The 12,693-nt window shown below is 70.6% G+C and carries 12 protein-coding genes; 10 read left to right on the top strand and 2 right to left on the bottom strand.

From position 1 onward, the window contains the following. Together C998_RS0109845 and C998_RS0109840 are read right to left on the bottom strand one after the other, a co-directional pair. On the bottom strand, positions 1 to 972 hold the full coding sequence (locus C998_RS0109845) for an iron ABC transporter permease (RefSeq protein ID WP_018870697.1): 972 nt from the start codon (positions 970 to 972) through the stop codon (positions 1 to 3). A 6-nt stretch (positions 973 to 978) separates the two neighbouring features. Beyond that, positions 979 to 1,896: a cobalamin-binding protein gene (locus C998_RS0109840; RefSeq protein WP_026279565.1), complete on the bottom strand. Its 918-nt coding sequence runs from the start codon at positions 1,894 to 1,896 to the stop codon at positions 979 to 981. A gap of 283 nt (positions 1,897 to 2,179) precedes the next feature. Here C998_RS0109840 and bluB point away from each other — a divergent pair, with 283 nt between their 5' ends. The 10 genes from bluB (at position 2,180) to C998_RS0109790 (ending at position 12,618) form a co-directional block, all read left to right on the top strand. After that, positions 2,180 to 2,962 carry a 5,6-dimethylbenzimidazole synthase gene (bluB, locus tag C998_RS0109835; protein WP_018870695.1) on the top strand — a complete coding sequence of 261 codons (783 nt, stop codon included), beginning with the start codon at positions 2,180 to 2,182 and terminating at the stop codon, positions 2,960 to 2,962. Then, positions 2,959 to 3,888, top strand: coding sequence for an adenosylcobinamide-phosphate synthase CbiB (gene cbiB / locus C998_RS0109830; protein WP_018870694.1), 930 nt, complete (start codon positions 2,959 to 2,961; stop codon positions 3,886 to 3,888). The genes bluB and cbiB overlap by 4 nt, the downstream gene beginning before the upstream one ends. Beyond that, positions 3,875 to 4,933 carry a threonine-phosphate decarboxylase CobD gene (cobD, locus tag C998_RS0109825; protein WP_018870693.1) on the top strand — a complete coding sequence of 353 codons (1,059 nt, stop codon included), beginning with the start codon at positions 3,875 to 3,877 and terminating at the stop codon, positions 4,931 to 4,933. Before cbiB ends, cobD begins: the two co-directional genes overlap by 14 nt. Then, positions 4,926 to 6,434 (top strand): cobyric acid synthase, encoded by a 1,509-nt coding sequence (locus C998_RS0109820; RefSeq protein ID WP_018870692.1) that lies wholly within the window; start codon positions 4,926 to 4,928, stop codon positions 6,432 to 6,434. Before cobD ends, C998_RS0109820 begins: the two co-directional genes overlap by 8 nt. After that, positions 6,431 to 6,958 (top strand): bifunctional adenosylcobinamide kinase/adenosylcobinamide-phosphate guanylyltransferase, encoded by a 528-nt coding sequence (cobU, locus tag C998_RS0109815; RefSeq protein WP_018870691.1) that lies wholly within the window; start codon positions 6,431 to 6,433, stop codon positions 6,956 to 6,958. Before C998_RS0109820 ends, cobU begins: the two co-directional genes overlap by 4 nt. Before the next feature lie 28 nt (positions 6,959 to 6,986). Next, positions 6,987 to 8,060: a nicotinate-nucleotide--dimethylbenzimidazole phosphoribosyltransferase gene (cobT, locus tag C998_RS0109810; protein ID WP_018870690.1), complete on the top strand. Its 1,074-nt coding sequence runs from the start codon at positions 6,987 to 6,989 to the stop codon at positions 8,058 to 8,060. Continuing rightward, positions 8,057 to 8,668: a histidine phosphatase family protein gene (locus tag C998_RS0109805; RefSeq protein ID WP_018870689.1), complete on the top strand. Its 612-nt coding sequence runs from the start codon at positions 8,057 to 8,059 to the stop codon at positions 8,666 to 8,668. The genes cobT and C998_RS0109805 overlap by 4 nt, the downstream gene beginning before the upstream one ends. Beyond that, positions 8,665 to 9,453 (top strand): adenosylcobinamide-GDP ribazoletransferase, encoded by a 789-nt coding sequence (gene cobS, locus C998_RS0109800; protein ID WP_018870688.1) that lies wholly within the window; start codon positions 8,665 to 8,667, stop codon positions 9,451 to 9,453. Before C998_RS0109805 ends, cobS begins: the two co-directional genes overlap by 4 nt. A gap of 236 nt (positions 9,454 to 9,689) precedes the next feature. Beyond that, positions 9,690 to 11,231 carry a sulfotransferase gene (locus tag C998_RS0109795; protein WP_018870687.1) on the top strand — a complete coding sequence of 514 codons (1,542 nt, stop codon included), beginning with the start codon at positions 9,690 to 9,692 and terminating at the stop codon, positions 11,229 to 11,231. Between the two features lie 175 nt (positions 11,232 to 11,406). Continuing rightward, complete coding sequence (locus tag C998_RS0109790) at positions 11,407 to 12,618, top strand: flagellin (RefSeq protein WP_018870686.1); 1,212 nt, start codon at positions 11,407 to 11,409, stop codon at positions 12,616 to 12,618. Positions 12,619 to 12,693: the final 75 nt, after the last annotated feature.

Raw genomic sequence — 12,693 nt, 5'->3', positions numbered from 1 at the left:
TCAGCGGCTCCGGTACAGCAGGAACAGGAAGGCCGGCACGCCCAGCATTGCGGTGATCACGCCCACCGGCAGCTGCTCCGGGGCGATGATGGTGCGCGCCAGGGTATCCGCCAGGGTCAGCAGGATGCCGCCGGCCAGCGCCGAGGCGGGCAGGATCACACGCTGGTCGTTGCCGAACACCAGACGCAGCATGTGCGGCACGATCAGGCCGACGAAGCCCACTGCGCCCACCTGGGTGACCGCGGTCGCGGTGATCAGCGACGCGGCGATGTAGATCGACCATTCCACCGGCCGCACCGACACGCCCAGCGCGGCGGCCTGCATCGGGCCGCGTGCGAGGACATTGAGGGTGCGGCCCAGCGGCATGGCCGCCAGCACCACGAACACCAGCACGCCCCAGGCCGGGCCCGGATGGCGGGCATGCGAGACGTCGCCCATCAGCCAGTAGAGCATGCCCGGCAGTTCGGCGGTGGGGCTGACGGCGAGCAGGAAGCTGATCAGCGCGCCCCAGCCGGCGGCCACCACCACCCCGGTCAGGAGCAGGCGGGTGGCGGTCCAGGATCCGGTGCCATGCGCCAGGCCGAACACGATGAGCGTGGAGAGCATGGCCCCGGCAAAGGCCGCGGCGGATACCGAGAACATCGACAGCCCGGCGAGCATGGCCAGCAGTGCGCCCACCGAGGCGCCGCCGGAGAGGCCCAGTACGTAAGGATCGGCCAGCGGGTTGCGCAGCAGCACCTGCATCAGCGCGCCGGCCACGCCCAGCAGCCCGCCCGCGGCGAACGCGGCCAGCGCGCGTGGCAGGCGCAGTTCGGTGATCAGCGTGGCGTGCAGCGCCGAGGCCTCGCCGGTGAGCACCCGCGGGAGCTCGCCGAGCGGGATGGCCACGCTGCCCCAGGCCAGGGCCACCACCAGCGACAGCAGCGAGGCGGGCAGCAGCACGCCCGCCGCCAGCAGGAAGGATCGGGTCACGGGGGCTTACGGCGATTCGGGACGCCGGTCGCGGGCGGTCTGCAGGTCCTCGCACATGAGGGCGGTGCCCTCGGCGATGCGCGGGGTGTGGCGCTGCAGCAGCGACGGCGGCAGGAAGAACAGGTTGTCGCGGCGCACCGCGAGCATGTTGCCCCACTCGCGCCAGGCCTCGACCCAGGCGGGGTTGTCCTCGCCCATGCCGCCACCGATGATGACCTCGGGGTCGGCGTGGATCACCGCTTCGCGGTCCATGCGGGGTACCAGGCGGTCGAGGTGGCCGAACACGTTCTCGCCGCCGCAGACCTCGATGGCCTCCGCGATCAGGTGTTCGTTGTTCACCGTCATCAGTGGCTGGTCCCAGACCTGATAGAACAGCGGGACCGGGTCGCGATCCGCGTATTCGGCGCGCAGGGCCTCGATCTCCTGCAGGAAGCGCTGGGCCTCGGCGCGGCCCTGTTCCGCGGTGCCGGCCAGTTCGGCCATGCGCTCCATGCTGGAAGCCACGCCGTCGAACCCGCGCGGTTCGGAGGTGTAGACGGTCAGGCCCAGTTCGCGCAGGCGCTCGATGTGCGAGCGCGAGTTGCCGCTCTCCCAGGCCACCACCAGGTCGGGTTCCTTGGCGAGGATGCGTTCCAGGTCGAGACTGGTGTAGCCCCCGACCCGGGGGATGTCCGCGGCCGGTTCGGGGTAATCGCTGTGGTCGGTCGCGCCGATCACGCGGTCGCCGGCGCCGATCGCGAACAGTACCTCGGTGATGTGCGGGGCCAGGCTCACGATCCGCTCGGCCGGGGCGTCCAGCCGGACTTCCCGATCCGTGTCGTCGATCACGGAAACGGGGTCGTTGTCGGAGGCGTGGCCGGACGGGCTCAGCAGCAGGGCACTCGCCGCGAGCAGGGCCGGCAACAGGTTCGAACGATATGACATGCGCAGTGGTTCCTGGATTTCCGATTCCGGGGGCTGGCGCGGACGGTGCTCCTGCGGCAGCAAGCCGCAACCGGCGGTATGCCGCGCCTGCAAGGACGCAACATCATAACAGGAGTGTCACGGCCCCCGCGGGAGAGCCCGCCCGCGGCAGGGCCGTGTGTGACCGGGTGCACTGGAGAGGGCGGGTGCGAACGCGTATCATCCTGCCTTCCCGTCCGGCCATGCGCCGGATCCTCGCGACACCCTTGCACCCATCTCGCCCGCTGCCGGGAGACGCCTTCGCATGTCCCGCAACACCCCGTCATCCGCCGAACCTTCCAGCCCTTTCCCGGCCGCCCCGGAGTCGGGTTTTCCGCCGGAAGAAGCCGCGGCGGTCTACCGCGCGATCAACGAGCGCCGCGACATGCGGCATTTCCGTGCCGGCACCGTGGTGGACCCGGAGGTGCTGGGGCGCCTGCTGGAGGCGGCGCATCGTGCCCCCAGCGTCGGCTACATGCAGCCCTGGCGCTTCGTAAGGGTGGCCGATCCGGCGCTGCGCGAACGCATCCACGGCCATGTGGCCGCCGAACACGAGCGCACCGCCGAAGCCTGCGGCGAGCGCGGTGCCGAGGTCCAGCGGCTGAAGCTGGAGGGCATCCGCGACGCCGGGGAGATCCTGGTGGTCGCCCTGACCGACGGGCGCGAACGCTACGTGCTGGGCCGGCGCACCCTGCCGGAGATGGACCTGTGCTCGGCCGCCTGCGCGATCCAGAACCTGTGGCTGGCGGCGCGTGCCGAGGGCCTGGGCATGGGCTGGGTGTCGCTGTTCGAGCCGGAATGGCTGGCGCGCACCCTGGAGATGCCGGAGGGGGCGCACCCGATCGCGATCCTGTGCCTGGGCGAGGTAGAGGCGTTCTACGACGAGCCGATGCTGGAGACCGAGGGCTGGGACACCCGGCGTCCGCTGGAAGAACTGGTGTTCGAGGACCGCTGGGGGCAATCGGCTTCGACGCCCGTGTCCCATTCGCAGGACGACCCCTCGCAGGACGCATCCCGGGACGTTTCCCGAAACAGGAGTGTCTCATGACCGCCTTTCTCGTCCTGCTGGGCGCGCTGACCCTGGACCGGCTGTTCGGCGACCCCCGGCGCTTCCATCCGCTGGCGGGCTTCGGCCGTCTTGCCCAGGGGCTGGAACGGCGCTTCCACGCGGACAGCCGGCTGCGCGGAGCCCTGTTGCTGACGGTGCTGGTGCTGCCCTGGGTGGTGCTGGCGGCCTGGGCGGCCAGCCTCGCCTGGGGCTGGATCGTGAGCCTGCTGGTGCTGGTGCTGGCACTTGGCTGGCGCTCGCTGGACGAGCACGCCGAGCGGGTGGCGGTGTCGCTGGAGCAGGGCGACCTGGACGGCGCGCGCGCCGGGACGGGGATGCTGGTTTCGCGCGCGACCGACGAGATGGATGCCGACGGTGTCAGCCACGCGACCGTGGAATCGGTGCTGGAGAACGGCAACGACGCCCTGTTCGCCACGGTGTTCTGGTTCCTGGTGGCCGGTGCGCCGGGGGTGGTCGCCTATCGGCTGGTGAACACCCTGGATGCGATGTGGGGCTATCGCACGCCGCGCCACCGCCATTTCGGCTGGGCCGCCGCGCGGCTGGACGACGTGCTCAACTACATCCCCGCGCGCCTGACCGCGCTGGCCTATGCCGCCGCCGGGCGCATGGGCAGTGCGCTGCGCTGCTGGCGCGAACAGGCCGCCGCGTGGAAGAGCCCCAACGCCGGGCCGGTGATGGCCGCCGGCGCGGGCGCGCTGGGCGTGCGGCTGGGCGGCTATGCGTATTATCACGGCCGGCGCGAATGGCGTCCGGTGCTGGGGCAGGCCGCGGAGGCCACCAGCGACAAAGATGAGGGGGCGGCCGGGGCCGCACGCATCCGCCGGGCGATGGCGCTGGTGGACCGCGCGCTGGCACTGTGGATGGCGGTGGTCGTGATCGGGGTGTCGTTCGTTGTCCTCGCCTGACGTCCGGTCCGGATCCCGGGACGGCGGGACGCCGGAGTCGCGCCATGGCGGGGGCGTTCGCGCGGCGGCCCGGCGCTGGGGGCATCCGGTCGAGGACTGGCTGGACCTGTCCACCGGCATCAACCCGCGGGGCTGGCCAGTGCCGCCGCTGCCGCCGCAGGCCTGGACGCGGCTGCCGGAGGCCGATGACGGGCTGGAGGCGGCGGCCGCCGCGTATTACGGCAGCAATGCCCTGCTGCCGCTGCCCGGGTCCCAGGCGGCGATCCAGGCCCTGCCGGCGCTGTGGGGCGAGGGCACCGGCCGCGAGCAGGCCCGGGTCGGCGTGCTGCACCCGGGTTACAACGAACACGCCCGCGCCTGGAGCGCCTGCGGCCACGCCGTGCAGCCGGTGGAGCCCGAGCCCGGCGCCATCGAGGCCGTGCTGGACGCGCTCGACGTGCTGGTGCTGATCCATCCCAACAACCCCACCGGCACGCGCTTCGAGCCCGCGCAGCTGCGCGAGTGGCATGCGCGGCTGGCGCGGCGCGGCGGCTGGCTGGTGGTCGACGAGGCCTTCGTCGACAGCGAGCCGCACCTGAGTCTGGTGCCCGATGGCCCGCGTGACGGGCTGGTGGTGCTGCGCTCGCTGGGCAAGTTCTTCGGCCTGGCCGGGGCCCGTGTCGGGTTCGTGTTCGCGCCGGAGCCGCTGCGCCGGGCGCTGAGCGCGCGCCTGGGGCCGTGGAGCGTGCCGGGGCCGTCGCGGCAGGTCGCGGCCGGGGCGCTGGCGGATCATGGCTGGCAGTCGGCGCGGCGCCTGCAGCTGGCGGGCGAGGGCGGACGCCTGGCGGCCCTGCTGCGCGCGCACGGACTCGACCCGGATGGCGGTACCGCGCTGTTCCAGTGGGTGCGCAGCGACCGCGCCGAGCAGATCCAGGACCGGCTGGCGCGCGCGGCGATCCTGGTGCGGCGCTTCGACGAGCCGGCCAGCCTGCGCTTCGGGCTGCCCGGTGACGAGGCGGGCTGGCGGCGCCTGGAGGCCGCGCTAACGGAGCTGAGTGATGACTGATACCGGCGGCACGCTGATGGTCCAGGGCACCACCTCGGATGCCGGCAAGAGCGTGCTGGTGGCCGGGCTGGGGCGCGTGCTGCGCCGGCGCGGGATCGCGGTGGCGCCGTTCAAGCCGCAGAACATGGCGCTCAACAGCGCGGTGACCGCGCAGGGCGGCGAGATCGGGCGGGCCCAGGCCCTGCAGGCCGCGGCCTGCGGGCTGGAGCCGCATACCGACTTCAACCCGGTGCTGCTCAAGCCCTCCAGCGATCGCGGTGCGCAGGTGATCGTCAACGGCCGCGCGGTGGAGGAGCTGGACGCGCGCGCCTACCATGACTACAAGCCGGTGGCGCGCGAGGCGGTGCTGGCGGCGCACGGGCGTCTGGCGGCGCAATACGACTCGGTGCTGGTGGAAGGGGCCGGCTCGCCCGCGGAGATCAACCTGCGTGCGGGTGACATCGCCAACATGGGGTTCGCCGAGGCGGTGGACTGCCCGGTGATCCTGGTCGCGGACATCGATCGCGGCGGGGTGTTCGCGCATCTGGTGGGCACGCTCGCGCTGCTGGCGGAAAGCGAACGGGCGCGGGTGGCCGGCTTCGTGATCAACCGCTTTCGTGGCGATCCGGCGCTGCTGCAGTCCGGGCTGGACTGGCTGGAGGCCGAGACCGGCAAGCCGGTGCTCGGCGTGCTGCCGTATCTGTCCGGGCTGCAGCTGGATGCCGAGGACGCGCTGCTGCGCGAGGCGGCCCCGGCGAGTGACGCGTGGGCGAGCGGCGGGGACGAGCCCCTGCGGGTGGTGGTGCCGGCGCTGCCGCGGATCTCCAACCACACGGATTTCGACCCGCTGCGCCTGCACCCCGGGGTGTCGCTGCGCTTCGCCGGGCCGGGGGAGCGGCTGCAGCCGGCGGATCTGGTGCTCCTGCCGGGGTCCAAGGCGGTGCGCGACGACCTGGCCTGGCTGCGCGAACAGGGCTTCGAGCGCGAACTGATGCATCACCTGCGCTACGGTGGCCGGGTGCTGGGGATCTGTGGCGGCTACCAGATGCTGGGGCGCGCGGTACACGACCCGGAAGGCGTCGAGGGCACCCCGGGTTCATCAGTCGGGCTGGGCCTGCTGGACGTGGAGACCACGCTGCGCCCGGCCAAGCAGCTGCGGCAGGTGACCGGCGAAGGCGTGATGGAGCGGGCGGCGCCGGTGCGCGGCTACGAGATCCACGCCGGGCACACCGCCGGGGCGGACTGCGAACGCCCGGTGCTGCAACTGTCCGCGGGGCCGGACGGCGCGCGGTCGACGGACGACGCAGTGGCCGGCACCTACGTGCACGGGGTGTTCGACGAGCCGGCCGCCGCCGGGGCATTGCTGGCCTGGGCCGGGCTGGACGCGGACGGCGCCGCCGTGGATCTGGACGCGCTGCGCGAGACGAGCCTGGAGCGTCTGGCCGACGCACTGGAGGAACACATGGACATCGACCGACTGCTGGACCTGCTGCACGTGCAACAAGGGGGCGCCCGGTCATGAGAACCCTGATCCTGGGCGGCGTGCGTTCGGGCAAGAGCCGCATGGCGGAGCAGCTGGCGCTGGGTTCCGGCCAGCCGGTGACCTACGTGGCCACCGCGCGCGCCGACGACGACGAGATGCTGCGGCGGGTGGAACAGCACCGCCGTCGCCGGCCGGCCGGCTGGGACCTGATCGAGGCCGGCGACGATCTGGCCGTGCGGCTGCAGGAGGCCGCAGCGCCGGATCGCTGCCTGCTGATCGACTGCCTGACCCTGTGGCTGACCCAGCTGTTGTGCACCGAGGACGAGGCGCACATCGAGCGCGAGCGCGAGGCGCTGATCGCCACGCTGCCGACCCTGCCGGGTACCATCATCGCGGTGAGCAACGAGACCGGGCTGGGGATCGTGCCGCTGGATGCGCTGTCGCGGCGCTTCGCCGACGAGGCCGGCGCGCTGCACCAGCGCCTGGCCGCCGACCTCGACCGGGTGGTGCTGACCGTCGCCGGGCTGCCGCACGTGCTCAAGGGCCCGGTGGTGAACGCCTGATGACCGCATCGACCCGCGAGGAACGCGCGTGACCGAAGACTGTGACTGGCTGAACGTCCCTGCCGCGCCGCTGGATGCCGGGGCGGGTGCGCGTGCCCGCGCCCGGCAGGAATGCCTGACCAAGCCGCCGGGCTCGCTGGGCCGCCTGGAGACCCTGGCCGAGCGCCTGGCGGGGCTGCAGGGCCGCGAGTGCCCGCACCCGCCGCAGCCGTGGATCACCGTGTTCGCCGGCGACCATGGCGTGGTCGCCGAGGGCATCTCGCGCTTTCCGCAGGCCGTGACCGGGCAGATGGTCGCCAACTTCGCCGCCGGCGGGGCGGCCATCGCCGTGCTCGCGCGCAGCCTGGATGCGGGGCTGGAGATCATCGACCTGGGCACGCTGCCCGGCGGTCCCGAGCCCGAGGGTGTGATCCGCGCGGACCTGGGCCCGGGCACCGCCAACTTCGCGCGCGAGCCGGCGATGACCCCGACGCAGCTGGAACGTGCGCTGAACACCGGACGCCAGGCGGCCGAGCGGGCGCGCCAGGGCGGGGCGGGGCTGTTCATCGGCGGCGAGATGGGCATCGGCAACACCACCGCCGCGGCGGCCGTGGCCTGCGGTGTGCTGGGGGCCTCGCCGGACGCGCTGGCGGGCCCGGGCACCGGGCTGGACCCGGCCGGGGTGCGGCACAAGGCCGAGGTGATCGAACGCGCACTGGCCCTGCACGCCGAGGCCGGGGATTCGGCGCTGGAGTGGCTGCGGCGGGTCGGCGGCTTCGAGATCGCCGGGCTGACCGGCGCGTTCCTGGCCAGCGCCCAGATCGGTCAGCCGGTGCTGGTGGACGGCTTTATCGCCAGCACCGCGGCACTGGTGGCGACCCGGCTGTGCCCGGGGGCCGGGGACTGGTTCTTCTACGCCCACCGCTCCGCCGAGCCGGGGCACGACCGCGTGCTGGAGGCGCTGGGCGCGCAGCCGCTGCTGGATCTGGGCATGCGCCTGGGCGAGGGCAGCGGCGCGGCGACCGCGGTGCCGCTGCTGCGCATGGCCTGCGAGCTGCACGCCGGAATGGCGACCTTCGACGAGGCCGGCGTGGCGGACGACGAGTCCGGAGCGGGCGCGTGAATACGGGGGCGTCCGCCGGCGCTGGGGCGCGGGTCGGGCTGCTGCGCCACGGCGAGACCACCGGCGAGGGCTTCTGCGGTGCCGGCAGCGACGTGCCGCTGACCGCGCGCGGCCAAGCGGCGATGGAGGGCGAGCTGGCACGCCGGCGCCCGCCGGGCCTGGCCTCCGGCGAACCGGCCTGGGACCGCATCGTGACCTCGCCGCTGCAGCGCTGTCAGGGGCCGGCCTCGGCCTGGGCCGAGCGCTGGGACGTGCCGCTGGTGGTGGAACCGCGCCTGAAAGAGCTGCACTTTGGCACCTGGGAGGGCCGCAGCGCCGCCGAGTTGATGGAGACCGAGGCCGACGCGCTGGGCCGCTTCTGGCAGGATCCGGAAGGCTGCCCGCCGCCGCAAGGCGAGGCGCTGGGTACGTTCCGCGAGCGCGTGCTGGCCGGCTGGCGCGAGAGCGTGGCCACACCCGGTACCGCGCGCACACTGGTGGTGACCCACGGCGGCGTCATCCGCGTGCTGCGCGCGCACTTCGAGGGCATCCCGCTGGCCGAACTGCTGAACATCGAGGCCCCGCTGGCGGTGCTGCACTGGGTCGATCCTGCGCGGGTGCAGGCATGAGCCGGCCGGCCACGCTCGCCCCGCTGTGGCTGGCGCTGGTGTTCCTCACCCGGGTGCCACTGCCGGCGCGCCTGCTGCCCGAGGCCCCGCGCCCGGAAGACGCCGGCCGTTCGCTGCTGTTCTACCCGCTGGTGGGGCTGGTGCTGGGCCTGCTGCTGGCCGCCGGCGGCATGCTGCTGAGCCTGCTGCCGGGCGCCGAACCGCTGCTGCTGGCCGCGCTGGTACTGGCCGGCTGGGTGGCGATCACCGGCGCGCTGCATCTGGACGGGCTGGCCGACACGGTGGATGCCCGCGTGGGCAGCCACGGCGATCCCGAGCGCGCCCGCACCATCATGAAGGACCCGACCTCCGGCCCGATCGCGGTGGCCACCGTGATGCTGGTGCTGCTGGTCAAGTTCGCCGCGCTGGTGCCGCTGGTGGCCGCCGCGCAGTGGCTGGCACTGGTGATCGCCGCGGTCCTCGGCCGCGCCGCGCTGGTGCTGCTGTTCCGCCTCGCCGATTACCTCAATCCCGCCGGCCTGGGCGCCGACATGGCGGCGCACCTGCCCCAACGGGCCGCCGCCGGAGTACTGGTGGCCACCGCCATCGCCGTGGTCATCCTCGGCGTGGCCGGCGGCCTGCCCGGCGCCATCATCGCCCTGATCCTCGCTGGCGCCACCGTGGCCGCCCTGGCCGGATTCTTCCGCCGCTGGCTCGGCGGCTTCACCGGCGATCCCGCCGGTGCCACCCTGGAGATCGTCGAGACCGTGGCCCTGGTGGTGATGGCTCTGAGCCTCACCGCGTAGGCGCGGCCCCGGCTGCGGGCGGACGGCGTTCAGCCCGGGTTCTGCCTTACGCGGTGTGGGGCCTGCCCGCCGAAACGCCACGCTCAAGTGTGCGACACGCCCGGCGATGACTTAACCTGCGGAAAGTTTTCCAGAAGGAGCGCGACGCCATGACCGTGGGGAAGAAACCCAGTAAAGCCAGTAAGGCCGGGAAAAAAAAGAAGAGCCGGAAAGGTCCGTCGGAAGCGGAAAAACTGTTGCAGAAAGCCTCCGCCGCCTTCGACGAAGGGGACTACGAAGAGGTCGAGGCGTTTTGCGGAGAGCTTCTCAAGCGGGACCCGAACAGCCCTGATGCAGTGAAGATGCTGATCCGGAGCGCATTTGAACAGACCCGCTACAGCACCGCCACATTATATGCCTCCAAGCTCGTGCAGATGTGTCCCGAGGACCCCGCGAGTTATAACCGACTGGCCAGCGTGCTTCTCATGCGAGGGCGTCATGAGGCGGCGGGAGCCGCCTTGCGCGAGGCCCTGAGGCTCGATCCCGACCGGCAACTGGCGCTGGACAATTACGCGCACGTGTTGCAGGCCGAAGGTCGCTGGGACGAGGCGGCAGAGATCCTGGAGTCACTGGTCGGTTCGGACCCTTACAAGCCGAACGTCTGGTTTTCGTATGCGCATTCCCGACATTTTCCCGCCGATGCGTCCCCACGGCAGGATCTCGAAAAGGTCATCCGGAAGGGTAAGTTCAACCTGCGCGAACAGGGCCATCTGCATTTCTCGCTGGCGAAGCTCCACAAGGATGCGGGGGATGTGGATCAGGCGTTTGCCGCCTTCGAAAAGGGCAACGAGCTGCGTGCCAGATCGATCCAGAAGCAGGTCGATGGTGTTCGCGCGGGCCTGGTGCTCCGCACGGTCGGAGCCAGGGAACAGGTCTTCACGCAGGAATGGAAAGGTCAGCTCGACGGCCCGGAAGTATCTCCGCGGCCGTTGAGCGTGATCCTGGGTGCGCCCCGTTCCGGAAAATCACTTCTGGAGGGGGCGTTGTCCGTTCATTCACGTGTCCGCCACTACGGCGAACTCGGGGGTGTCCAGGAGCTTCTCGCTGAGTTGCCCAAAGAGGTACGGAGCAGATACCCCCTGCTGATGCGGGAACTCGGCAGCGAGGCGCTGGGAAGACTCCGCGCCCGTATGGATTCGATCTGGGGCGAGGCGGTGGACGAACAAGTGGGCGCGTATGTGCTCACCAACCCGAGCAATGTCTTCCACGTGGGCACCCTGATGGCTTTGAATCCCGACACGCGCATCGTGTTCTGTGAGCGTGACCCGGTGGACAACGCGATGGCCATCTACATGCGATGGTTCTCACGGACCCTGCCGTATGCCTGGGCCATGGATACGATCGCCGAATACATCATGGCCTACCGCCGGCTTGTGGATCACTGGGCGGCACTTTTCCCGGATCGTGTGGAACGAGTGCTCTACGAAGAATACCTGCAGGCGCCGGACACCCATGCGGCCAGAATTCTGCGCTTCCACGGGCTCGACTGGGAGTCGGCATGCGCCGACTCCGCCGGTGAATCCGTGGAGCCGGCGCGCGTGGGCATGGCGGGAAGTTCGGGACGCCGCAGTCGCGTGAACCCTGCGTTCGCCCGTATCGGTGACGAGTTTGCGGCCTACCGGCCTGCCTTCGAGCGCGCGGTGGAAGAGGCGCGGGAACGAGTGCTCGAGTACTCGCCTCAGAAATCCCGAAACGTCCGTGTGACCGTGGGCGGGACGGCTCGCCAAAGCGAACGGTGACGGGCGCGAAGCTCGGACGTCGGACGGTGGCAAGTCGGAGAATCGAAAAGAAAACAGGCTCCACGCACTAAAGACCCCGGGATGATGGTCGTTAAGGGAATCGAAGGCGGCATGACGCCGCAGAAGGATTGCCTCAGCCGGCCCCGCCGGCACCCTAGTTCCGGAGGAAACAACCATGTCCCAGGTCATCAACACCAACGTGATGTCGCTGAACGCGCAGCGCAACCTGAACCAGTCGCAGGGCGCGCTGGCGCAGTCGCTGGAGCGCCTGTCATCGGGTCTTCGCATCAACAGTGCAAAGGACGACGCGGCGGGGCTGGCGATCTCGGAGCGCTTTACTTCGCAGATCAACGGCCTCAACCAGGCGGTTCGCAACTCGAACGACGGGATCTCGCTGGCGCAGACCGCCGAAGGTGCACTGGATACGGTGAGTGACTCGCTACAGCGGGCGCGCGAACTGGCGGTGCAGGCGGCGAACGACTCCAACTCGGCTTCGGACCGTCAGGCGCTGAACGATGAGGTCCAGCAGTTGATGGACGAGGTCGGCCGGATCGCCAACAACACCGAGTTCAACGGTGGCCGCATCCTGGACGGCAGCGTGGAAGATCTGTTTTTCCAGGTCGGCGCGAACCAGGGCCAGATGATCGGCGTGGACGGTGTGGACGCGCGCAACACCAACCTTGGAGCTGCCGAGGTGGTCGGGAACGAGGCCCTCGACTCCTCCGATCTGGAGGAACTCGCAGGGTTTAGCGGAGAATTGACGATCGACGTCGCGGATGCTGACTCCTTTACGGTGTCCCTGGATGACCCGGATATTCAGACGATGGATGACGCCGTGCGTGCGATCAACAGTGCCATTGCGGAGATGGCAACGGAGGATGATGTCATTTCCGATGCCGCTCTTGAGGCGGCGTTGCGGGTGAATGATGAAGGTGAGACCACCATCTCGGTGACAGGGGCATTTGGCACCGGTTTTACCGTGGAAGGAGGAGTGGCTGAGGATGACGACGGCAACACATTGGCCACCTTATTTGAGGGTGCGCAGGGTTCAACCGATCCGGGTGGAAATGACGTCAACCTGACTGAGATTGACGTGACTACGCGTAATAATGCTACACAAGCGATCGGCGTAATGGATGGCGCGCTGACCCAGATCAGCTCCCTCCGCTCCGAGCTGGGCGCGGTGCAGACCCGTTTCGAGAGCACGATCTCGAACCTGGAGATCGGATCGGAGAACCTGTCGGATGCGCGTTCGCGGATCATGGATGCGGACTTTGCGGCGGAGACGGCGGAGCTGACGCGCGCCGAGGTGCTGCAGCAGGCGGGGACTTCGGTGCTGTCGCAGGCGAATGCGGTGCCGCAGAACGTGCTGGGTCTGCTGCAGTAAGAAGGAGGTTTCCTCCGGGCCCGTGCCGCGGGCCATCCCAGGGCCCGCCCCGAGTGATCGGGGCGGGCTTTTTTG

Origin of the sequence: Thioalkalivibrio sp. ALgr3 (assembly GCF_000377325.1) — a bacterium.
In the GTDB taxonomy this organism is placed as follows: domain Bacteria; phylum Pseudomonadota; class Gammaproteobacteria; order Ectothiorhodospirales; family Ectothiorhodospiraceae; genus Thioalkalivibrio.
The sequence above is the reverse complement of the archived record's forward strand: the minus strand, read 5'-3'. Positions and strand labels throughout refer to the sequence as shown.